The 22,505-nt window shown below is 64.1% G+C and carries 19 protein-coding genes; 10 read left to right on the top strand and 9 right to left on the bottom strand.

Features of this window, described 5'->3' with window-relative positions; genetic code table 11:
• Window positions 1–175: 175 nt before the first annotated feature.
• Both EPD66_RS17450 and thiS read right to left on the bottom strand, forming a co-directional pair.
• Entirely contained in the window at window positions 176–1,306 is a 1,131-nt protein-coding gene (locus EPD66_RS17450; RefSeq protein ID WP_142849794.1) for a type III PLP-dependent enzyme, read from the bottom strand.
• 441 nt (window positions 1,307–1,747) lie between these two features.
• Window positions 1,748–2,731, bottom strand: coding sequence for a sulfur carrier protein ThiS (gene thiS / locus EPD66_RS17455; RefSeq protein ID WP_142849795.1), 984 nt, complete (start codon window positions 2,729–2,731; stop codon window positions 1,748–1,750).
• A 180-nt stretch (window positions 2,732–2,911) separates the two neighbouring features.
• Between thiS and aroQ the strand changes: the two genes are divergently transcribed.
• From aroQ to aat, 4 genes are read left to right on the top strand one after another with little or no spacing between them, the layout of a single operon-like run.
• Window positions 2,912–3,403: a type II 3-dehydroquinate dehydratase gene (aroQ, locus tag EPD66_RS17460; RefSeq protein WP_142849796.1), complete on the top strand. Its 492-nt coding sequence runs from the start codon at window positions 2,912–2,914 to the stop codon at window positions 3,401–3,403.
• Window positions 3,396–3,845 (top strand): acetyl-CoA carboxylase biotin carboxyl carrier protein subunit, encoded by a 450-nt coding sequence (locus EPD66_RS17465; protein WP_142849797.1) that lies wholly within the window; start codon window positions 3,396–3,398, stop codon window positions 3,843–3,845. Before aroQ ends, EPD66_RS17465 begins: the two co-directional genes overlap by 8 nt.
• Window positions 3,846–3,856: 11 nt before the next feature.
• The gene (gene accC / locus EPD66_RS17470; protein ID WP_142849890.1) at window positions 3,857–5,200 is read left to right on the top strand and encodes an acetyl-CoA carboxylase biotin carboxylase subunit; all 1,344 of its coding nucleotides are present in this window, start codon (window positions 3,857–3,859) and stop codon (window positions 5,198–5,200) included.
• A gap of 34 nt (window positions 5,201–5,234) precedes the next feature.
• Window positions 5,235–5,885, top strand: coding sequence for a leucyl/phenylalanyl-tRNA--protein transferase (gene aat / locus EPD66_RS17475; protein WP_142849798.1), 651 nt, complete (start codon window positions 5,235–5,237; stop codon window positions 5,883–5,885).
• Here aat and EPD66_RS17480 read toward each other — a convergent pair.
• The 4 genes from EPD66_RS17480 to EPD66_RS17495 all read right to left on the bottom strand — a co-directional run bounded on the left by EPD66_RS17480 (window position 5,822) and on the right by EPD66_RS17495 (window position 7,891).
• A complete protein-coding gene (locus EPD66_RS17480) occupies window positions 5,822–6,226 on the bottom strand; it encodes a DUF2155 domain-containing protein (protein ID WP_142849799.1) in 405 nt (134 codons plus the stop codon). The two genes, aat and EPD66_RS17480, sit on opposite strands and share 64 nt — an antisense overlap.
• A gap of 211 nt (window positions 6,227–6,437) precedes the next feature.
• Window positions 6,438–6,974 carry an outer membrane lipid asymmetry maintenance protein MlaD gene (locus EPD66_RS17485; protein ID WP_142849800.1) on the bottom strand — a complete coding sequence of 179 codons (537 nt, stop codon included), beginning with the start codon at window positions 6,972–6,974 and terminating at the stop codon, window positions 6,438–6,440.
• Window positions 6,974–7,468, bottom strand: coding sequence for an outer membrane lipid asymmetry maintenance protein MlaD (locus EPD66_RS17490; RefSeq protein WP_142849801.1), 495 nt, complete (start codon window positions 7,466–7,468; stop codon window positions 6,974–6,976). Before EPD66_RS17490 ends, EPD66_RS17485 begins: the two co-directional genes overlap by 1 nt.
• A gap of 69 nt (window positions 7,469–7,537) precedes the next feature.
• Window positions 7,538–7,891: an NADH:ubiquinone oxidoreductase subunit NDUFA12 gene (locus EPD66_RS17495; protein WP_142849802.1), complete on the bottom strand. Its 354-nt coding sequence runs from the start codon at window positions 7,889–7,891 to the stop codon at window positions 7,538–7,540.
• Between the two features lie 311 nt (window positions 7,892–8,202).
• Between EPD66_RS17495 and EPD66_RS17500 the strand changes: the two genes are divergently transcribed.
• Complete coding sequence (locus EPD66_RS17500) at window positions 8,203–11,862, top strand: vitamin B12-dependent ribonucleotide reductase (protein WP_142849803.1); 3,660 nt, start codon at window positions 8,203–8,205, stop codon at window positions 11,860–11,862.
• Between the two features lie 385 nt (window positions 11,863–12,247).
• Here EPD66_RS17500 and EPD66_RS17505 read toward each other — a convergent pair whose 3' ends face one another.
• Both EPD66_RS17505 and EPD66_RS17510 read right to left on the bottom strand, forming a co-directional pair.
• The gene (locus EPD66_RS17505) at window positions 12,248–13,870 is read right to left on the bottom strand and encodes an ABC-F family ATP-binding cassette domain-containing protein (RefSeq protein ID WP_142849804.1); all 1,623 of its coding nucleotides are present in this window, start codon (window positions 13,868–13,870) and stop codon (window positions 12,248–12,250) included.
• Window positions 13,871–13,978: 108 nt separating this feature from the next.
• Entirely contained in the window at window positions 13,979–14,749 is a 771-nt protein-coding gene (locus EPD66_RS17510) for an HAD-IA family hydrolase (protein WP_142849805.1), read from the bottom strand.
• Window positions 14,750–14,858: 109 nt separating this feature from the next.
• Here EPD66_RS17510 and EPD66_RS17515 point away from each other — a divergent pair, with 109 nt between their 5' ends.
• The 4 genes from EPD66_RS17515 (at window position 14,859) to EPD66_RS17530 (ending at window position 18,056) form a co-directional block, all read left to right on the top strand.
• Window positions 14,859–15,740 (top strand): LysR family transcriptional regulator, encoded by an 882-nt coding sequence (locus tag EPD66_RS17515; protein ID WP_142849806.1) that lies wholly within the window; start codon window positions 14,859–14,861, stop codon window positions 15,738–15,740.
• Between the two features lie 2 nt (window positions 15,741–15,742).
• Complete coding sequence (locus EPD66_RS17520) at window positions 15,743–16,741, top strand: sodium-dependent bicarbonate transport family permease (RefSeq protein ID WP_142849807.1); 999 nt, start codon at window positions 15,743–15,745, stop codon at window positions 16,739–16,741.
• A 10-nt stretch (window positions 16,742–16,751) separates the two neighbouring features.
• Window positions 16,752–17,060, top strand: coding sequence for a hypothetical protein (locus tag EPD66_RS17525; protein ID WP_142849808.1), 309 nt, complete (start codon window positions 16,752–16,754; stop codon window positions 17,058–17,060).
• A gap of 198 nt (window positions 17,061–17,258) precedes the next feature.
• Complete coding sequence (locus tag EPD66_RS17530; protein WP_142849809.1) at window positions 17,259–18,056, top strand: undecaprenyl-diphosphate phosphatase; 798 nt, start codon at window positions 17,259–17,261, stop codon at window positions 18,054–18,056.
• Window positions 18,057–18,107: 51 nt separating this feature from the next.
• On the opposite strand, the gene EPD66_RS17535 is transcribed toward EPD66_RS17530, so the two are convergent.
• On the bottom strand, window positions 18,108–18,638 hold the full coding sequence (locus EPD66_RS17535; RefSeq protein ID WP_142849810.1) for a PRC-barrel domain-containing protein: 531 nt from the start codon (window positions 18,636–18,638) through the stop codon (window positions 18,108–18,110).
• A 268-nt stretch (window positions 18,639–18,906) separates the two neighbouring features.
• On the opposite strand from EPD66_RS17535, the gene EPD66_RS17540 reads away from it, so the two are divergent.
• On the top strand, window positions 18,907–22,392 hold the full coding sequence (locus EPD66_RS17540) for an indolepyruvate ferredoxin oxidoreductase family protein (RefSeq protein WP_142849811.1): 3,486 nt from the start codon (window positions 18,907–18,909) through the stop codon (window positions 22,390–22,392).
• Window positions 22,393–22,505: the final 113 nt, after the last annotated feature.

Consider the following 22,505-nt stretch of genomic DNA (forward strand, 5'->3'; position numbering starts at 1 on the left):
TCAAGCTCTGGCGGCGGTTTTGTTAAGGGCAAAGCAGCCTCGATTTGCCACCTAAAAGGCCGATCCTCCCCCGCGCAAAGGTCTCCAGCATGAGGAGGCCCGAAGGGCCGTCTCGAAGGATGAATAAGCGCCCAGTCCAGGCGGCAATTCCTAGAAACTGCCGCCCGGGACCGGATCAGATGTAGTGGGCCTGCAACGGCGCGAAGCCGTTGAAGTTCACCGCCGAATAGGTGGTGGTGTAGGCGCCGGTGGACAGGATGCGCACGCGGTCGCCGACCTGCAGGTTCAGCGGCATCTCGTAGCCGGCCTTCTCGTACAGGATATCGGCCGAATCGCAGGTCGGACCGGCCAGGATCACCGGACCCGTGTCGCCGCCGTCATGGGGCGTCAGGATGCGGTACTTGATGGCCTCGTCCATGGTTTCGGCCAGGCCGCCGAACTTGCCCACGTCAAGATAGACCCAGCGGGAGTCCTCGTCGAAGCTCTTGCGCGAGATCAGCACCACTTCGGCTTCTAGCACGCCGGCATCGCCGACCATCGAACGGCCGGGCTCGATGATCATCTGCGGCAGGCGGTTGCCGAAATGATTGGTCATGGCATGCATCACGGCATCGGCATAGGCGTCGATGCTGTTGACTTCGTCGCGGTAACGCGCCGGGAAGCCGCCGCCCAGATTGACCATCTTCAGTTCGATACCGGCCGCATTCAGCTCGGTGAACAGCATCTGGGTCTTGCCGACGGCCACGTCCCACTGGGACAGGTCGGTCTGCTGCGACCCCACATGGAAGGACACGCCATAGGGCTCCAGGCCCATGTCACGGGCACGGATCAGCAGTTCCTTGGCCATATCGACTTCGCAGCCAAACTTGCGCGACAGCGGCCATTCGGCGCCTTCGCACTGCATCAGGATGCGGCAGAAGACGCGCGAACCGGGAGCCGAACGGGCCAGCTTCTCGAGTTCCGCCTCGCTGTCGAAGGCATAGAGGCGCACGCCCTGCTCATAGGCCCAGGCGATGTCGCGTTCCTTCTTGATCGTGTTGCCGAAGGAGACACGGTCGACGGTGGCACCGGCCGAGAGGACATACTCGATTTCCGGGCGGCTGGCACAGTCGAAGCTGGAGCCGAGATCGGTCAGGCGGCGCAGGATCTCCGGCGCCGGATTGGCCTTCACGGCATAGTAAATCTGTGCCAGCGGCAAGTAATGCCGCAGGGCTTCGTAGTTTTCCTGGACCACATCCAGATCAATGACAACGCAAGGCGTCGCCGGACGTCGCTCCGCCAAAAAACGGGCAATCTTCTCGGTCATCGCGTACTCCTTTCGTACACGAGCGGTTCAACAAAAAGGTGTGGAATCGCGGGACGCGGGGTCCCCTAAGGCGATCGCCTAGGAGGCCGTCCTTAGACTGGAGTGGGGATTACGGCGGCCCAAAAGCCGCATGTAGCCGTGCGAGGATTTCGTCTTATCCTCGCCGCAACCATCCTTTGCATCATGTGCAAAGGCGGAACAAGACGCCCAAGCGTCTAGAGATATCGCGAACATAGCCACTTCCTCCGGGGCTGCCGGCAAGCCGACGACTTCAGGGGAACGCCTTGGACGTCGTTACGTAACCATGGAAGGTCAGAGGCACGTGCGCGGTACGTCTGGGATCGCTATATACGCCCTTCTTCGCTAAAGAAAAGCTGATTTTTTATCACCTTCGATTTTTTTTCAGCGACCCCAGAAAACGACCAATAAAATCAAAGACTTCTATATCATCCCGGCGAGCGGTGAAGACGGGTCGGCATATGACTTTTTGGGCATGCGTCCCGCGAGATAGGCCAAACGTCCGGATTCGATCGCCAGCTTCATGGCCTGCGCCATGCGAATCGGGTCCTTCGCCTCGGCGATGGCGGTGTTCATCAGCACCCCGTCGCAGCCCAGTTCCATGGCCACGGCGGCATCCGAGGCCGTGCCCACGCCGGCATCCACCAGCACCGGCACCTTGGACTGTTCGATGATCATGCGGATATTGACCGGGTTCTGGATGCCCAGGCCCGAACCGATGGGCGCGGCCAGCGGCATGATGGCGCAGCAGCCCAGGTCTTCCAGCCTCTTGGCCATGATCGGATCGTCCGAGCAATAAACCATTACCTTGAAGTCCTCGCGGACCAGCATCTCGGCTGCCTTCAGCGTCTCGACCATGTCGGGATAGAGATTGGCTTGGTTGCCCAGCACCTCGAGCTTCACTAGGTCCCAGCCGCCGGCCTCGCGCGCCAGGCGCAGGGTGCGCACCGCTTCCTCGGCGGTATAGCAGCCCGCCGTGTTGGGCAGGAAGGTGTATTCCTTGGGACTGACGTAATCGACCAGCATGGGCTGCGAGGGATCGGACAGATTGACCCGGCGCACCGCCACGGTCACGATCTCGGCGCCCGACGCCTTGATGGCCCGGGCCGTCTCCTCGAAATCCTTGTACTTGCCGGTGCCGACCAGCAGGCGCGAATTGAAGCGCCGCCCCGCCACGACCAAGGCGTCATCCCCGGTCACCGCCGCCGAACCGCCGCCGATGAAGTGGACGATCTCGAAGCGATCCCCCTCGTTCACCTGGACCTGCCCATAAGCCGAGCGCGGCACGATTTCCAGGTTGCGCTCGACCGCGACCTTGCCGGCATCGATCCCGATCTGGCCGAGCAGGGCTTCCACGGTCGCGGGGGCGTTAATGACGCGTTCTTCGCCATTGATGGTGACACGCATAATACTATTCCGATCAGAGGTGGACGTTCTTGGGCCGACAATGGGGCCGGAAAGGGCGTTAGTATGGTATGCGCGGCCCGGCCATGCAACGCCCTCGGCCGGATTCCCTTTCCGGGGAAGTGAAGCGAAAATCCGCTATCGCGGTTGCACCACGCCATGCCCGTGCTATAACGACCGTCCATGGCGATCCGTACCAACAAACCGGGCCTTCGCGTGACTCCCAAGATCCTTATCCTCAACGGACCCAACCTCAACATGTTGGGCACCCGCCAGCCGGAAATCTACGGCTCGGAAACCCTGGCCGATGTCGAGGCCTCCTGCCGCTCGCATGGCGAGACGCTGGAGGTTGCCGTCGATTTCCGCCAGAGCAACCATGAAGGCGTGCTGGTGGATTGGATCCAGGAAGCACGGCTGGACCAGGACGGCATCATCATCAATGCCGGCGCCTATACCCATACGTCGGTCGCCATCCTCGATGCGCTGCTCGCCAGCGGCCTGCCGGCCATCGAGGTCCATCTTTCAAACATTCATCAGCGGGACCCCTTCCGCCACCATTCCTACATCTCCAAGGCGGCACGCGGCATGATCTGCGGCTTCGGCAGCCATGGCTACATCCTGGCCATGGACGCGCTTGCCCGCCTTCTGCGGGATCAGAAGAGGCATAATGGCTAACACTCCGATCGATAGTGAACTGGTCCGCGCGCTCGCTGGCCTGCTCGACGAAACCAATCTGACCGAGATCGAATACGATACCGGTTCGCTGCGTATCCGCGTCGCCCGCGGCGCCGCCCCGGCCGCGCCGGTCACCATCGCCGCCCCCGCCGCGGCTCCGGCCGCCGCCGCCGCTCCGGCCGCGTCGGTCGAAGACCTGTCGAAGCATCCGGGCGCGGTCGCCTCGCCCATGGTCGGCGTGGTCTATCTGGCTTCCGAACCCGGCGCGCCGCAATTCGTCAATGTCGGCGACACCGTTTCCGAAGGCCAGACCCTGCTGCTGATCGAGGCCATGAAGACCTTCAACCCGATCCGCGCCCCGCGCGGCGGCAAGGTCAGCCGCATCCTGGTGTCCGACGGCCATCCGGTCGAATTCGGCGAGCCCCTGCTGATCATCGAGTGAGCACCGAACGCATGTTCGAAAAGGTCCTGATCGCCAACCGGGGCGAAATCGCGCTGCGTATCCACCGCGCCTGCCGCGAGATGGGTATCCGCACGGTCGCGGTCCATTCCACTGCCGACGCTGACGCCATGCATGTGCGCCTGGCCGATGAATCGGTCTGCATCGGCCCGGCCTCGGCCCGCGACAGCTACCTGAACAAGGCGGCCATCCTGTCGGCGGCGACCATCACCAACGCCGATGCGATCCATCCCGGCTACGGCTTCCTGTCCGAGAATGCCGACTTCGCCCAGATGGTCGAGGAACACGGCTTCACCTTCATCGGTCCCAGCGCCGACCATATCCGCATGATGGGCGACAAGATCACCGCCAAGCAGGCGGCCGAGGCGGCCGGGCTGCCTTGCGTCCCCGGCTCGGCCGGCGCCCTGTCCAGCGAAGAGGAAGCCCTGCGCGTGGCCGGCGAGATCGGCTATCCCGTGCTGATCAAGGCGACGGCGGGCGGCGGCGGCAAGGGGATGAAGGTCGCCAACTCCGCCGAGGAGCTGCGTGAATCCTGGCGCCTGGCCCGCCAGGAGGCCAAGGCCGCCTTCGGCAATCCCGACGTCTACATGGAGAAGTATCTCCAGAAGCCGCGCCATATCGAAATCCAGATCCTGGCCGACGGCTTCGGCAATGTGGTGCATCTGGGCGAGCGCGACTGCTCGCTCCAGCGCAAGCACCAGAAGGTCCTGGAAGAGGCCCCCTCTCCCGCCCTGAACGCCGAGGCGCGCGCGCGTATCGGCCAGATTGCCTGTGACGCTATCCGCAAGTTAGGCTATCGGAACGCCGGGACCCTTGAATTCCTGTACGAGAACGGCGAGTTCTACTTCATTGAGATGAACACCCGCCTGCAGGTGGAACACCCGGTGACCGAGGCCATCAGCGGCATCGATCTCGTCCGCGAGCAGATCCGTGTCGCCGCCGGCGCTCCGCTGGGCTACACGCAGGCGGATATCCGTTTCTCCGGTCACGCCATCGAATGCCGTATCAACGCAGAAAACCCCGAGACCTTTGCTCCGAGTCCCGGCCGTGTCGGCGGCTATCACGCTCCGGGCGGCTTGGGCGTGCGGGTGGATTCCGGCCTGTATTCGGGCTATCGGGTGCCTCCGCATTACGACAGCATGATCGCCAAGCTGATCGTCCACGGCACCAGCCGCAACGAATGCCTGATGCGGCTGCGGCGCGCCCTGGGCGAATATGTGATCGAAGGCGTACAGACGACCATTCCGCTGCATCAGCGCCTGATCGTCGAGAACGACTTCGTCAATGGCGAGTACGACATCCATTGGCTGGAAAAGTTCATGGGGCTGAAGAAATAGCCCTGCCGTCATCCGGCCGGGGGGGCGCGGTCCGATGCGCCCCCTGACGCCGGAACTGCTGCTGCGCGCCTATGCCTCGGGCATCTTCCCGATGGCCCGTTCGCGCGAAGACGACAAGCTGTACTGGATCGATCCGGACCAGCGCGGCGTGCTGCCGCTGGACAACTTCCACCTGCCCCGCTCCCTGCGCAAGACCCTGCGGCGCGGCATCTTCGAGGTGCGCTGCGACACCGCCTTCGAGCAGGTCATGCGCCTTTGCGCCGAGCCCAGCGCCGATCGCAGCGACACCTGGATCAATGACGAGATCGTGCGGCTGTTCTGCGAGCTGCACATGCTGGGCCTCGCCCATTCGGTGGAAAGCTGGCGCGACGGCGAGTTGGTGGGCGGGCTCTACGGCCTGTCCCTCGGCACGGCCTTTTTCGGCGAAAGCATGTTCTCGCGCGCCACAGACGCCAGCAAGGTCGCCCTGGTCCATCTGGTGGCAAGGCTGCGGCGCGGCGGCTATACCCTGCTCGACACCCAGTTCGTCACCGAGCATCTGGAACGCTTCGGCGCGCGGGAAATCAGCCGTCACGCCTATCTGCAGCAACTCGCCCGCGCCATGGACGGGCGGGCGACCTTCTATTGCGAATTGGATTGCGACTGGGAAGAGGCGCTTTCGCAGCCGATCACCCAGATATCGTAGACCGGGTGTTCCATCGCCGAAAGGCCCGGGCTGGAGGCGAACATCCAGCCCCGGAACACGCCTTCGGCGGCCTCGCCCTGGCGGCTTTCCCAGACATCCAGGAAGACGGCGCTTTCCGGCTGCTCTTCCGGCGGCCGCTCGCGGCAGGTGCGGGCGATGATCTGCAAGGTGCCGAAGCGCACCGCCTCGCCCACCGGAACCCTCAGCTTCTGCACGCGCGCCGTGGCCTTGTCCAGGGCCTGAAGGACAGCGATATCCATCGGCATGTCAGCGGCCCGGGCCGCCGCCGGCATGGCCAGCAAGCTGAAGGCTGTCAGGGTGACGGCAAGTTTGCTGTTCATGGATATCCTCTATTCCTCGACATCGACGATCCGGGCCTTGTCCTGCGGCCCTCCGTCCTTCCGTCAATCCCGCGAAAGCGGGATTCCCTGCGATCCTTCCACGGAAAACAGGCTTTTTTTCGGCAGAAACGCCGCCCCCGCCTGCGCGGGAGCCGGTAGGAAAGAAATGAGCTTCAGGGACCTGGACGGAGGCCGGATCTCTTTTGCCAACTCAATCGAACAAACCGGACCCGAAGGCACCGCCGCCCAGCCCTTCGGTCTGCGGCGCCGGGGCCGCCGGAGCGGGCTGGCGGTTGCTACCGGCGGGTTCGGTCGCCATGAAGATGATCTCGCCGACCATTTCTTCCAAGGCCCGGAAATCGCGGGTGCGCTCGATACGGCCGTTGGCGGCGATGGTTTCGCTGGCACGGCCGGGATCGAGGCGGATGAAGCGGTCGCCCATCAGCCCCTCGCTGGCCACGGCGGCCACGGTATCCGTCGGCAACTGGATGTCGGGACGGATCGACATGCGGACAACCGCGTCGAAGGTCCTGGGGTCCAGGCTTTGGGACATGACGGTGCCGACCTTGATGCCGTTGATGCGCACGTCCGAGCCCACATCCAGCCCGCCGACGCGGGCGAAATGGGCTTCCAGCTCGTAGCCCTGCACCGCGCGCAGATCGGCATGGCTATAGGCGAAGACCAGGAAATAGCCCGCGACCAGCAGCACCACGCCGCCCATGATGGTTTCGATAAGGTTCCTGCTCATCACTGCCCGGCCCCTTCCGGCGCCGTCTCCTCTTCGCTGTCCATGCCCCGCCGGGCACGCGCTTCGGCCACGATCATTTCCAGCAGGTCCTGCAACACCACGGCATCCTGGGTATAGAAGATCTCGCCGCCGGGGGGGATGTTCTCCTCGTCGCCGCCGGGCTGCAATTCGATGAACTTGCTTCCCAGCAGGCCGTCGGTATGGATCGCCGCCGCCGTGTCGCGGGGCAGTTCGATGCCCGGCGCCAGGCGCAGGGTCAGGATGGCGCGGAAGCGGTCGTCGAGCCTTTCGCCGACGACGCGGCCGACCTCCATGCCGGCCAGGCGGACCTCGCTTCCCCGCACCAATCCGTCGGTGCGGTTGAAACGGGCGGTGACGTGATAGCCATCATTGCCGCCGCCGAACAGCTGGCCGGTGGTGAAGACCGCCCATAACAGGAAAGCGCCCGCCGCCAGCACCACGGCACCGATGATCGCTTCGCTGTTCCGTGCCATGCTCACCACCGCCCTTGCCCCCTCATTCACGATCCCCGACGTCCACACCCCAAGCCGCTAGCGGCGCGGTCAGGGACGCCACGCCTCGTAATCGGCCGCCGAACGCTCGCGCTGGCCGCCGCGCAGGTCATGGCCCGGCGGCAGATAGGCGGCCGGGGTGCCGGTCAGGTTGGGCACGTGGGGCTTCTGCCATTCCGCAGCCTTCGCCGCCTTTTCGGTCAGCGGATGCTCGGTGGTGTAATGCAGCCAGGCATGCCATTCGGGCGGCACGGTCGAAGCTTCGGCTTCGCCGGCGAAGACGACCCAGCGCTTGGGCCGGCGCCCTTTGGGAGCATGGCGTTCAGTATAATATCGGTTGCCCAGCGAGTCGGTGCCGACCAGCTGGCCCTTGATCCAGGTGAACAGACGCGTGCCGATGCTCATAGGTCTTCTCCACGGCTACGAGTATGGGTGGTGCCGGAATATGGCAAAAGCACGGGCGACCGTCCAGTGCGCCGCGCGCCCTTGCGCTAAATCCTGGAAATTCCAAGCCTTTCCCGGCGTCAATCCCCTTTTAGCTCAAATACTATATAATGTGTTACGGATGCGTAACGTCGTCAAAATGTGGTTGCGCGACGCCGGAGCTTGGCTTAGCTTACCCCTTCGTTGCTGCGCCCCATCCCGTAGATGCCCGCGCTGCGGCGCCATGATTTTTCCTGCCTGAATTTCAGCCACTCGCACAAGAGGTAGCTTCTATGCGGATCACTCGCCACTATACCCGCGCCGGTGTCTCGCCCTACGCCGACATTACCTTTCGCAGCGCGACGAGTGAGATTCGCAACCCAGATGGCTCGGTCGTCTTCAGCCAGACGGGCATAGAGGTTCCGGCCGATTGGTCGCAAGTGGCTTGTGATGTCCTAGCGCAGAAATATTTCCGCAAGGCCGGCATTCCCGCCCTGCTCAAGCCCGTTCCCGAGGAAGGCGTGCCGGAATGGCTGTGGCGCCGCGAGGCCGACACCGAAGCCCTGGCCGACTTCCCGGAAGAAGAACGTTTCGGCGGCGAGATCAGCGCCAAGCAGGTTTTCGACCGTCTGGCCGGCACCTGGACCTATTGGGGCTGGAAGGGCGGCTATTTCACCGATGAAGAAGACGCCCAGGCCTTCTTCGACGAAATGCGCTACATGTTGTGCCAGCAGATGGGCGCGCCGAACTCGCCGCAATGGTTCAACACCGGCCTGCACTGGGCCTATGGCATCGATGGTCCCAGCCAGGGCCATTACTACGTCGACTATATCACCGGCGAGCTGACCCGTTCGGCCTCGTCCTACGAACATCCCCAGCCCCATGCCTGCTTCATCCAGTCGATCCAGGACGACCTGGTCAACGAAGGCGGCATCATGGACCTGTGGGTACGCGAGGCGCGCCTGTTCAAATACGGCTCGGGCACCGGCACCAACTTCTCGCGTCTGCGCGGCGAAGGCGAGCGTCTGGCCGGCGGCGGCAAGTCCTCGGGCCTGATGAGCTTCCTCAAGATCGGCGACCGCGCCGCCGGTGCCATCAAGTCGGGCGGCACCACCCGCCGCGCCGCCAAGATGGTCACCGTCGACATCGACCATCCCGATATCGAGGCCTATATCAGCTGGAAGGTGGTCGAGGAACAGAAGGTCGCCGCCCTGGTGGCCGGCTCGAAGCTCGCCAACAAGCACCTCAACGAGGTGATGGCCGCCATCCGCAACTGGGACGGCGCAGCCGATGGCGAAGACCGCTACGATCCCAAGGTCAACAAGGCGCTGAAGAAGGCCATCATCGCCGGCCGCAAGGCGATGATCCCGGAAAACTACATCCAGCGCGTCATCCAGTTCGCCCGCCAGGGCTTCACCGAGATCAATTTCCCGGTGCTGGACACCGACTGGGATTCCGAGGCCTATCTCACCGTCTCGGGGCAGAATTCCAACAATTCGGTGCGCGTGACCAACGAGTTCCTGCAGAAGGTCCTCGACGACGGCGACTGGAACCTGATCCGCCGCACCGACGGCAAGGTGGCCAAGTCCATCAAGGCCCGCGACCTGTGGGAGCAGATCGGCGAAGCCGCCTGGGCCTGCGCCGATCCGGGCCTGCAGTACGACACCACCATCAACGAGTGGCACACCTGCCCGGCCTCGGGGCGCATCAACGCCTCGAATCCCTGCTCGGAATACATGTTCCTGGACGACACCGCCTGCAATCTGGCGTCCTTGAACCTGATCGCCTTCCGCCGCGCGGACGGCAGCTTCGACATCGAAGCCTTCTCGCATGCCTGCCGCCTGTGGACCGTGGTGCTGGAAATCTCGGTGCTGATGGCCCAGTTCCCGTCCGAGCAGATCGCCCGCCTGTCCTATGAATACCGCACGCTGGGCCTGGGCTTCGCCAATATCGGCGGCCTGCTGATGACCTCGGGCCTGCCCTATGACAGCGACGCGGGCCGCGCCTATTGCGCCGCCATCACCGCGCTGATGACTGGCATCTCCTACGCCACCTCGGCCGAGATGGCGGGCGAACTGGGCGCCTTCCCCGGCTTCGCGCCCAACCGCGACCACATGCTGCGCGTCATCCGCAACCATCGCCGCGCCGCCTATGGCCTGACCTCGGGCTATGAAGGCCTGAGCATCCCGCCGGTGCCGCTGGACGGCGCCAACTGCCCCGACGACGTGCTGGTGGCGGCAGCCCGCAAGGCCTGGGACCAGGCCCTTGCCCTGGGCGAGGAACACGGCTACCGCAACGCCCAGGCCACGGTGATCGCGCCGACCGGCACGATCGGCTTGGTGATGGATTGCGACACCACCGGCATCGAGCCCGACTTCGCCCTGGTGAAGTTCAAGAAGCTGGCCGGCGGCGGCTATTTCAAGATCATCAACCGCATGGTGCCCGAAGCCCTGCGCACCCTGGGCTACAGCCAGACCGATATCGAGGAGATCATCCGCTATGCGGTCGGCCACGGCACCCTGACCGGCGCTCCGCACATCAATCCGGAAAGCCTGGCCGCCAAGGGCTTCACCCCCGAGGTGATCGCCAAGGCCGAGGCCGCCGCCGCCAGCGCCTTCGACATCAAGTTCGCCTTCAACCGCTTCACCCTGGGCGAAAGCTTCTGCACCGAGGTGCTGGGCTTCACCATGGCGCAGCTGAACGACTTCAACTTCGACATGCTGTCCGCTCTGGGCTTCACCAAGGCCCAGATCGAGGAAGCCAACACCTATGTCACCGGCGCCATGACACTGGAGGGCGCACCCTTCCTCAAGGACGAGCATCTGCCGGTCTTCGACTGCGCCAATCCCTGCGGCCGCAAGGGCAAGCGCTTCCTGTCGGTGGACAGCCACATCAAGATGATGGCCGCCGCGCAGCCCTTCATCTCGGGCGCCATCTCCAAGACCATCAACATGCCCAACGCCGCCAGCGTCGAGGACTGCAAGGACGCCTACATGCTGTCCTGGCGCCTGGGCCTGAAGGCCAACGCCCTCTACCGTGACGGCTCGAAGCTCAGCCAGCCGCTGCAATCCTCGCTGATCGACGACGAGACGCTGGAAGAGGAAGTGGCCGAGGCCCCCGCCGCCGCGCGGGCCGAGATCGTCGCCCAGCGCGTGGTCGAGCGCATCGTCCAGAAGCGCCGCAAGCTGCCCGACCGCCGCAAGGGCTACACCCAGAAGGCTATCGTCGGCGGCCACAAGGTCTATCTGCGCACCGGCGAATACGAAGACGGCAAGGTCGGCGAGATCTTCATCGACATGCACAAGGAAGGCGCCGCCTTCCGCGCCATGATGAACAACTTCGCCATCGCCGTGTCGATCGGCCTGCAATACGGCGTGCCGCTGGAGGAATATGTCGAGGCCTTTACCTTCACCCGCTTCGATCCGTCGGGCATGGTCGAGGGCAACGAGACGATCAAGATGTCCACGTCTATCCTGGACTACATCTTCCGCGAACTCGCCATCTCCTATCTCGGCCGCACCGATCTGGCCCATGTCGAACCCGGCGACCTGATGCCCGACACCGTCGGCCGCGGCACCACCGCCGAAGCCACGCTGTCGAGCCAGGAAGCCGCCCTGGGTGCGGTGGTCGAACGCCTGACCTCGAAGGGCTATGTCCGCAGCAACCTCTATGTGCTGAAGGGCCGCAACGGCGCGGGCAAGACCACCACGACCAGCACCTCGCAGACCAGCATCGAGACCTCCCTGGTCGAAGGCGCCACCGCCATCGCCCTGGAAGAAAGCACCGAATTGCTGATCGAAGAGGAAGTCGACACCCGCAGCGAACGCATCCGCGAAGCCCGCCTCAAGGGCTATGAGGGCGACGCCTGCGGCGAATGCGGCAACTTCACCCTGGTCCGCAACGGCACCTGCATGAAGTGCGACACCTGCGGCAGCACCTCGGGCTGTTCGTAAGAAAGACTGCGGATATGCCGCGCACCAAGGCTTGACCGGTGCGCGGCATATCATGTCACCCCGTCCGCGTCAGCGGATGGCATCAACAGCAAACGCTGTAACAGTCTGCGGAAAAGTCTCGTCATTCCCGCGAAAGCGGGAATCCATGCATCCACCAGTCAATATCTTGCGGCAAAACCTCAGCGTTGCCCCAACTTGGATCCCCGCTTTCGCGGGGATGACGGGAAAGCCCGAGCTATGGGTGTTTTTCCGCATTTTGCTAAAGAAAACGTCCTCGAAACCGGCCTCTTGGTGCCTTCGTGTCTTGGTGGTTTTTTCCTGCCGCTGAAAGCCACCAAGGCACAAAGACACCAAGGTTTTGGGTTCTAACTCTCCCGCCGCCCGATCAGCTCCGCAGCCCCGGTGCCTCCTGTCCGGTGCGGGCCACGTATTCCGTGTAGCCGCCGCCATATTGGTGGATGCCGTCGGGGGTCAGTTCCAGCACCCGGTTGGACAGTCGCGCCAGGAAATGGCGGTCGTGCGACACGAAGAGCATGGTGCCTTCGTAAGAATCCAGCGCCGAGATCAGCATTTGCTTGGTGTCAAGGTCGAGGTGGTTGGTCGGTTCGTCCAGCACCAGGAAGTTCGGCGGGTTGTAGAGCATGATCGCCATCACGAGGCGAGCCTTTTCGCCGCCCGAGAGGACGCGGCATTTCTTTTCCGCGTCGTCGCCCGAGAAGCCGAAGCAGCCCGCAAGCGCCCGCAGCGAGCCCTGGTTCGCCTGCGGAAAAGCATCTTCCAGCGATTCGAACACGGTGCGGTCGCCATCGAGCACTTCCATGGCGTGCTGCGAGAAATAGCCCATCTTGACGCTGCCGCCGACGGCGACGGTCCCGGCATCCGGTTCGGTCGCGCCCGCCACCAGCTTCAGGAGGGTCGACTTGCCCGCGCCGTTGACGCCCATGACGCACCAACGCTCCTTGCGGCGGATGGTCAGGTCCAGCCCTTGATAGATGGTCCGGCTGCCATAGCCCTTGTGCACATTCTTCAGGACCGCGACATCCTCGCCCGAGCGCGGGGCGGGCGGGAAGTCGAAGGCGACGACCTGGCGGCGCTTCGGCGGCTCGAAGCGCTCGATCTTGTCCAGCTTCTTCACCCGGCTCTGAACCTGGCTGGCATGCGAGGCGCGGGCCTTGAAGCGCTCGATGAACTTCAGTTCCTTCGCCAGCATCGCCTGCTGCCGCTCGAACTGCGCTTGCTGCTGCTTCTCGTTCAACGCCCGTTGCTGCTCGTAGAAGGCATAATCGCCGGAATAGCTGTTCAGCGATCCTTCGTCGATCTCGATGATCTTGGTGACGATCCGGTTCATGAACTCGCGGTCATGCGAGGTCATCAGCAGCGCCCCGTCATAGCCCTTCAGGAATTCCTCCAGCCAGATCAGGCTTTCGAGGTCCAGGTGGTTGCTCGGCTCGTCAAGCAGCATGGCGTCGGGCCGCATGAGCAGGATGCGGGCGAGCGCCACGCGCATCTTCCAGCCGCCCGACAGCGCGCCCACGTCCATGTCCATCATCTCTTGGCTGAAGCTGAGCCCGGCGAGCACTTCCCGCGCTTTTCCCTCCAGCTCATAGCCGCCCAATTCCTCGAAACGCGCCTGCACTTCGCCGTAACGTTCGAGGATGGTCTCCATGTCGTCGGCGCGGTCGGGATCGCACATGGCCGCTTCGAGTTCGGCCAATTCCGCCGCCACCTCGCTGACCGGCCCGGCGCCGTTCATCACTTCCGCGACCGCGCTACGGCCGGACATTTCGCCGACATCCTGGTTGAAATAGCCGATCGAGACCTGCTTCTCGACCGCCACCTGGCCGTCATCCGGCAGCTCTTCCCCGGTGATCATCCGGAACAGCGTGGTCTTGCCGGCGCCATTAGGACCGACGAGGCCGACCTTTTCGCCCCTGTTGAGCGCGGCAGAGGCCTCGAAGAAGAGAATACGGTGGCCGTTCTGCTTACTGATATTGTCGAAACGAATCATGCCTGACTGGGCTCCTGTGGCGCGGGTGGCCCCTTATGCCACAGGAAAGGCGGCGCGATAGAGTCCTGATTGATAACTTCGGGAAACCGTCCCGCCCCCGCCCTTTCCTTACGCCGAGCGCCGTCCCTGGTTCAAAGCGGCGCCATGCCAGCGGCGCAGCAGGTCGAGATCGGCCCAGGACTTGCCGTGGGTTTCGCCCTCGACGGCGTTGAAGGGCCGTTCGGGCTCGCCCAGGTCGCTGAGGACGGCGGTGGCGGCGGTGAAATCCTCGCCCTCGCTCCAGGCGCTGACCGTCACCACGCAGGTCAGCCCGGCGGCACGCGCCGCCGTCAGGCCGACATGGGAATCCTCCAGCGCGAGACAGGATTGCGGCGGCAGGCCGAGGCGGGACAAGGCAGCGAGATAGACGTCCGGGGCGGGCTTCTTGCGCGGCGAATCCTCGCCCGTGGCAAGCACGGTGAAGCATTCGCCCAGCGGCCCGAGATTCTTCAGCAGGGCCTCGATATTGACCCGGCTGGTCGCCGTCGCCACCGCCAGGCGCAGGTCGGCCTCGGCCGCTTCGGCGATCAGGCGGCGCACGCCGGGACGGAAGGCGACTTCGTCGGCCCGGACCATGTCCAGGAAACGGGCTGTCTTCGCGCGATGGATGGCGTCGACCAGGCCCGGATCCTCGGCCAGCAGGCCGGGATGGGCTTCGGATAGCCAATGGCGCAGCCTCTCGCAGCCGCCAGCCACGCCCAGAAGCCGCTTGTACAAGGGCCGGTCCCACACCCAGCCCAGCCCCATGGCGGCAAAGGTGAGGTTATAAGCCCGGCGGTGGGCCTCCTCCGTCTCGGCCAAAGTGCCATCGACGTCGAAGATGATTGCCCGTAACGGCATGAGCCGGCTCCCGTCGCTCGTCCTCATGCTGTCAGCAGGGACTGGTTAAAGGATAAACAAGTATCATTCGTTCTATACGTTCCATAGAGGATCATCTATAAGATCCGCCATGCGCCATGCCACCTTCCGTCAATTACGCGTCTTCGACGCCATCGCCCGCCACGGCAGCTTCTCACGTGCCGCCGAGGAGATGTCCCTGACTCAACCCACCTTGTCCATGCAGGTCAAGAAGATCAGCGATTCGGTCGGCCTGCCGCTGTTCGAGCAGGTGGGCAAGAAGGTCTACCTGACCGAGGCGGGACGCGCCCTGCACCGTATGTGCCGCGAGGTCTTCGACAGCATCGACCACTTCGAGATGACCCTGGACGATATCAAGGGCGTCAAGCGCGGCAGCTTGCGCATCGCGGCGGTGACCACGGCGGAATATTTCCTGCCGCGCCTGCTGGGCCCCTTCTGCAATGCCTATCCAGGCATCGCAGTGACGCTGGAACTGATCCAGCGCGACCGCGTCCTCGACCGCCTGCGGAACAATCATGACGACCTCTATGTCTTCGGCCAACCGCCCCAGGACCCCGAAGTCGTCACCCGGCCCTTCCTCGCCAATCCGCTGGTGGTGGTCGCGCCCGCCGGCCATCCCTTGGCCGGACAGGGACGCCAGAGTCTTGAGCGGGTGATGCAGGAACCCTTCCTGATGCGCGAAACGGGCTCGGGCACGCGCAATGCCATGGAACGCTTCTTCGAGGATCGCGGCCTGCATCCGCGCCTGCGCATGGAACTGGGCAGCAACGAGGCGATCAAGCAGGGCGTGATGGGCGGGCTGGGCCTCGCCGTGATGTCCCGCCATGCCATCCACGGCATCAGCGAATTGGTGGAACTGGACGTCGAGGATTTCCCGATCCTCAAGCAATGGTATCTGGTCTGGCCGGCCGGGCGTCAGGTCTCGGTGGCGGCACAGGCCCTTCTCGACCATCTTTCACCCCAGGAGGACTGACGTTGGGTGACGTAATCTCGGTCGCCATGGGCAATCTGCTGACGCCCATGGTGCTGTTCTTCGCCTTGGGCTTCATCGCGGCGCAATTGCGCTCGGACCTGGAAATTCCCGAAGCCATCAGCAAGGGCTTGGCGATCTATCTGATGGCCTCGATCGGCTTCCAGGGCGGCGTCAAGCTCTCCCATGCCGGCTTCGGGCTGAATGTGGCGCTGTCGCTGCTGGCCGCCGTCGCCTTGAGCTTCCTGCTGCCCTTCCTGGCCTATTTCCTGCTGCGCGCCACCACGCTGATGAAACGGGAAACGGCGGCGGCGGTTGCGGCCCATTACGGTTCGATCAGCGTCGTCACCTTCGTCACCGCCACCGAATTCCTCAACAGCCAGGGTATTCCCTTCGAGGGTCATCTGGTCGCCATGATGGCGCTGATGGAAACCCCGGCCATCGTCAGCGGCCTGCTGCTGGCCCGGCGCGGCGCCAGCAAGGACGGCGGCGGCCTGGCGGGCGACAATCCCCAGATGTCGGGCGAGGTGCTGCGCGAGATCTTCGTCAACGGCAGCGTGGTGCTGCTGGTCGGCGGCTTCCTGATCGGCTGGACCACCGGCGACCGGGGCATGGACGCCGTGGGCGCCTTCATGCTCGATCCCTTCAAGGGTGTGCTCTGCCTGTTCCTGCTGGAAATGGGCCTTGTCGCCTCGCGCCGCCTGCGGGCCAGCAAACTGGGCGGCGGCATGGTTCTGGCCTTCGGCCTGTACATGCCCCTGGTCGGCGCCCTGGCCGGCCTCTGCATGGCCTGGCTGCTGGGCCTGTCGGTGGGCGGCGCCACGCTGCTGGCCGTGCTGGGAGCCTCTGCCTCCTATATCGCCGTGCCGGCGGCGATGCGCCTGGCGGTGCCCAAGGCCGATCCGGGCGTTTACGTCACCCTGGCCTTGGCGATAACCTTCCCCTTCAACGTCGTCATCGGCATTCCGGTCTATCTGGCGGCGGCAACCTGGTTGTTTGGCTGAGGAAGGCGCGATGGAAACCTTCAAGAAAAAGCGGGTCGAGATCATTCTCGAACAGCCCATGGTCCGGCCCATGCTGCATCTGATCGAAAAGCTTGGCGTCACCGGCTACACAATGCTGCCCCATTTGTCTGGCAAGGGACATACCGGCGAACGCGGGGAAACCGATCTGTCGGGAGCATTGGCCAATGCCATGATCATCGTCATCACCAGCCAGGACCAGGCCCACCGTCTCATGGAACAGGGCCTGAAACTCCTAACCGACCGCACCGGCATCATCTATATGTCGGATGTGGAAGTGGCCCGCGACCAGCATTTCTGACAGAAGGAGACAGAGTGGAATAAATCGGAGATAGTCTTCTCGGTAGAGAAATCTCCTTTTCCGCTCTTTCCTTTATCCAGTCGGAAATATTAAATTTCCAAGGAATTATACTCCTGAGGCGTTTATTTCTGCTATGCAAGGGGCATCTGTTAACGGCAACAAGGCATTCTGCCCAGCCGAGCTGCCGACGGAGCGCCAATGACCCCTCTTGAACTCATCGTACTGGCAATCGTCCAGGGCGTTACCGAATTCCTTCCCATCAGTTCTTCCGGCCATCTCATTCTCATTCCCGCCATCAACGGCAGCGTCGACCAGGGACTGGAACTGGACGTCGCCGTCCATATCGGCAGCCTGGCCGCCGTGGTCCTGTATTTCTGGCGGGACAGCTGGCATATGGCGCGCGGTGCCGTGCGCTTCCTCGGCGGCCACCGTGACGAGGGTGCGCGCCTTGCATGGCTGGTGATCCTTGCCACCCTGCCCGTCATCCTCGCCGGGCTGGCCTACAAGGTCGTCATCGGCGACGGCCTGCGCAGCGTTGCCGTGGTTGCCTGGGCGACCCTGTTCTTCGGGATATTGCTTTATGTCGCCGACCGCATCGGCCGCACCGAGTTGGCGGTCGAAGGCATGCGCATGCGCCATGCCTGGGTGATCGGCTTCGCCCAGATCCTGGCCCTCATCCCCGGCACAAGCCGTTCGGGCGTGACCATGACCGCCGCCCGCTTCCTGGGCTTCGACCGTACCCAGGCGGCGCGCTTCTCGATGCTGCTTTCCATCCCGACCACGGCGGCCGCCGGGACCTTGATGGGCTATGAGATCTGGAATTCGCGCGATGTGGCCTTGCAACTGGATGCCGCCCTGGCCGCGGTCTTCGCCTTCATCTCGGCCTATATCGCCCTGGCCCTGATGATGGCCTGGCTGAAGCGCTTCAGCATGACGCCCTTCGTGGTCTACCGCCTGATCCTGGGCGTGGCGCTGCTGGTTTGGGCCTATGCGTAAGTAAGAACTGAAGAAGGGGCCCGCGGGCCCCTTCCCTTTTTGCACCCCGGCTCAGCGTTCATGCTCGGGCAGGTTCGCCACCTGATCCTCGGTCATGCCGATCACCACCTGATCCCCGCCTTCGGGGACCGTCACCAATTGCCAGTCGACTGCCACCTGCGTGGCGCCGAGGCCCAGGAAGCCACCGCGATCGACCAGCACGGCTTCCACATTGCCGTCCGGGCCGACCAGCACGTCGGCGACTTGGCCGAGTTGCACGCCATCGCTACCCACCGCCTCGCGGCCGATCAATTCCTGCGCATCGGGAGAAAGCTGACCGGCTTGGCCGGCAGGCGGCCCTTCCCCGGGCGGCGGCTCCACGGCCGGCGGCTGCTGGTCGGAGGAACGCTGCTGGGTGATCGCCTGCTCCTGGGTCTCCTGCGGGGAATCGCGCATCTGCCGTTCGCGGGCCTCGTCTGCCGATTGTCCCGGATCCTCGATCGTCTGGGGGCCTCGCTCCACGGTCGTTCCCTGGGCGGCGGCAAGCCCGCTCCAGGCAACGCTGGCGGCCAGCACGGTACTGGCGAGCAGGGAGAATCGCATGACTGTTCCTCCTGTCGGGAAATCCTCTCCTTTCTGAACGCCCGGCGCCCCGGTTGGGTTCCCATCCCCGCCTTTCGGCTGAGGCGCCCGGGGAAAGGGAAACAAGCTTTCCAAGACTCGCCCATGCGTGGAACAACCAAGCAGGGCACAGGGGAAATGGAGATCGTTCCTTGCGTTCTTCGCCCCGAACCTTTGGCCGCATTGTGCGCGAAATCGAGTCTCCCCACTGTCTTATTAAAACGACAGAAATACACTGGGAGGATGTGCGATGACCGTAGCAGCCGCGATATCCCTCGACGACAAATACGTGGTGGCACAGGGGCGGGTCTTCATGACCGGCATCCAGGCCCTGGTCCGCCTGCCCATGCTGCAGCACCAGCGGGACATCGCGGCGGGACTGAATACCGCAGGCTTCATCTCGGGCTATCGCGGTTCGCCCCTGGGCGGACTGGACAAGGAAATCGTCAAGGCGCAGCGCTTCCTGGAAGCCGAGAAGATCCGCTTCGTCTCCGGCCTGAACGAGGACTTGGCCGCCACCCATGTCTGGGGCACTCAGCAAGTAGGGCTGTGGCCCGGCGCCCTGCATGACGGCGTCTTCGCCCTATGGTACGGCAAGGGCCCCGGAGTGGACCGCAGCGGCGACGTATTCAAGCACGGTAATTACGCCGGCACCTCGCCCCATGGCGGCGTGCTGCTTCTGGCCGGCGACGACCATGGCGCCCGCTCCTCGACCTTGCCCCATCAGAGCGAATATTCCTGGATGGATGCGCAGATCCCGGTGCTCAATCCTTCCGGCGTCCAGGAAATCCTGGATTACGGCCTGATCGGCTGGGCCCTGTCGCGCTATTCCGGCTGCTGGGTCGCCATGAAGACCATTTCCGAAACGGTGGAAAGCTCGGGCACCGTCCAGATCGACCCGTTCCGCCTGACCCTGGTCGAGCCTGACGATTTCGTGATGCCGCCCGGCGGCCTGCATATCCGCTGGCCCGACCGCCCGATGGAGCAGGAATTGCGCCTGATGCGGCACAAGCTCTATGCTGCCCTGGCCTTCGCGCGGGCCAACCGCATCGACCGGGTAGTCATCGACAGCCCGCGCCCGCGCCTCGGCATCGTCACCACCGGCAAGGCCTATCTGGATGTGCGCCAGGCCCTGGACGACCTGGGCCTCGACGAGGCCCATGCCGCCGAGATCGGCCTGCGGGTCTACAAGGTCGGCATGTCCTGGCCGCTGGAACGCGAGGGTATCCGCCATTTCGCCGAAGGGCTGGAAGAGATCCTGGTGGTCGAGGAGAAACGCGCGGTCATCGAGAACCAGCTCAAGGAACAGCTCTACAACTGGCGCGAGGATGTGCGCCCGCGCGTGATCGGCAAGTTCGACGAAAAAGGCGAATGGATTCTTCCCTCCGCCGGGGAACTCACCCCCGCCCGTATCGCCCGCGTGCTCGCCGCGCGCATCGCCCGCTTCCACAGTTCCGACCGCATCAGGCAGCGTCTGGACTGGCTGGATGCCAAGGAAAAGGCGCTGGCGAACATCCCCGCCTCGGTACAGCGCCTGCCCTGGTACTGCGCCGGCTGCCCGCACAACACCTCGACCGTCGTGCCGGAGGGATCGCGCGCCGGGGCCGGGATCGGCTGCCATTACATGGCGATCTGGATGAACCGCCATACCGAAACGGTGACCCAGATGGGCGGCGAAGGCGCATCCTGGATCGGCCAAGCCCCCTTCACCGAAACCCGGCACGTCTTCCAGAATCTCGGCGACGGCACCTATTACCATTCCGGCAGCCTCGCCATCCGGGCCGCCATCGCCGCCAAGGTCAACATCACCTACAAGATCCTGTTCAACGACGCCGTGGCGATGACCGGCGGGCAACATCTGGAAGAACCGCTGACCGTGCCCAACATCGCCCGGCAGGTTTACGACGAAGGCGTGCGGACCATTCTCGTCGTCACGGACGAGCCCGACAAATATCCCCTCGGCGCCGCCTTCCCGCCCGGCACCCGCATCCATCACCGTGACGAGCTGGAACGGCTGCAACTGGAATTGCGCGATGTTCCCGGCGTTTCGGTGCTGATCTACGACCAGACCTGCGCGGCGGAGAAGCGGCGGCGGCGCAAGCGCGGCCAGATGCCCGACCCGGACAAGCGCGTCTTCATCAACGAATTGGTCTGCGAGGGCTGCGGCGATTGCGGTGCCAAGTCCAATTGCGTCGCCGTCGCCCCCGTCGAAACCGAATTCGGCCGCAAGCGGGTCATCGACCAATCGGCCTGCAACAAGGACTTTTCCTGCCTGAAGGGCTTCTGCCCCAGCTTCGTCACCGTCCATGGCGGCAAGCCGCGCCGTCACGAAGCCCTGGGCGCGGGCAAGGCACGGTGCTTCGATGACCTGCCGGAACCGGTCCTGCCTTCCGCCGCCGAACCCTATGGCATCGTCATCACCGGCATCGGCGGCACCGGCGTCGTGACCATCGGCGCCCTGCTGGGCATGGCCGCGCATATCGAGGGCAAAGGCAGTTCGGTACTGGACATGACCGGGCTGGCCCAGAAGAACGGCGCGGTCATCAGCCATCTGCGCATCGCCGACGATCCCGAAGCCATCCATGCCGTGCGCATCGTCGCGGGCGGCGCCAACCTGCTGCTGGGCGGAGACATGGTGGTGGCCGGCAGCTTCGACGCCCTGGCCAAGACGCGCACGGATTTCTCGCGCGCCGTCATCAATGCCCATGAGACCGCCACGGCCGATTTCACCCAGACCCCGGACCTGGCCTTTCCCACCCGCAAGATCCGCAGCGCCATCACTGAAGCCGTGGGCGAAGAAGCGGTGGATTTCATCGACGCCACCCGCCTTGCCTCCGCGCTGATGGGCGATTCCATCGCCACCAATCTCTTCCTGGTCGGCTATGCCTGGCAGAAGGGGCTGATCCCGCTGGCCGAGGCCTCCATCCTGCGGGCCATCGAACTGAACAACACGGCCATCGAGTTCAACCGCCAGGCCTTCCTCTGGGGCCGCCGCGCCGCCCATGATCCGGCAGCCGTCGAAGCGATCGCCCTGCCGGCCGACTCCCTGCCCGAGGACCAACGCCTGTCGCAGAGCCTGGACGAGGTCATTGCCCGCCGCGAGGCTTTCCTGGTCGAATACCAGAACGAAGCCTGGGCTGCCCGCTACCGTAAGCTGGTGAACCATGCCCGCGAAACCGAGCAGCACCGCACGCCGGGGATGGAAGGCCTGACCGACGCCGTGGCACGCTCGGCCTTCAAGCTGATGTCCTACAAGGACGAATACGAAGTCGCCCGCCTCTATGCCGGGGACAGCTTCCGCAAGGCCCTGTCCGAGCAGTTCGAGGACGGCTGGAGCAAGCTGGAATTCCACCTAGCCCCGCCCGCCTTCTCGCGCCGCGATCCCCATACCGGCCTGCCGGTGAAATCCAGCTTCGGCCCTTGGATGATGAAGGCCTTCGGCCTGCTGGCGAAGATGAAGTCCTTACGCGGCACCGCCTTCGACCCCTTCGGTCGCAGCGAGGAGCGGCGCATGGAACGCCGCCTGATCGGCGAATATGAAGAGGTGGTGGCGGAATTGCTGGCCGGGCTGTCCCCCGAGAACCATGCGCTGGCGGTGGAAATCGCCGCCCTGCCCCAGACGATGCGCGGCTTCGGCCATGTCAAGCAGGCCAATGTGGAAAAAGCCAAGGCCCGCGAAGCCGAGCTTCTCGCCCGGTTCCGCACGCCCGTTCCCCGGCTTGACGCGGCACAATGAAACTTTAGGGATACTCAACTTTATAGGGTATTCACCCGTAGAGTGATCTAAAGTTTTTTTCTACTATCCCCTTGCGCTTTTTCTATAAGCGGCAAGAATACAGCGCATAATAA

It is taken from the genome of Telmatospirillum sp. J64-1, assembly GCF_006980715.1.
Classification (GTDB): domain Bacteria; phylum Pseudomonadota; class Alphaproteobacteria; order Rhodospirillales; family Magnetospirillaceae; genus Oleiliquidispirillum; species Oleiliquidispirillum nitrogeniifigens.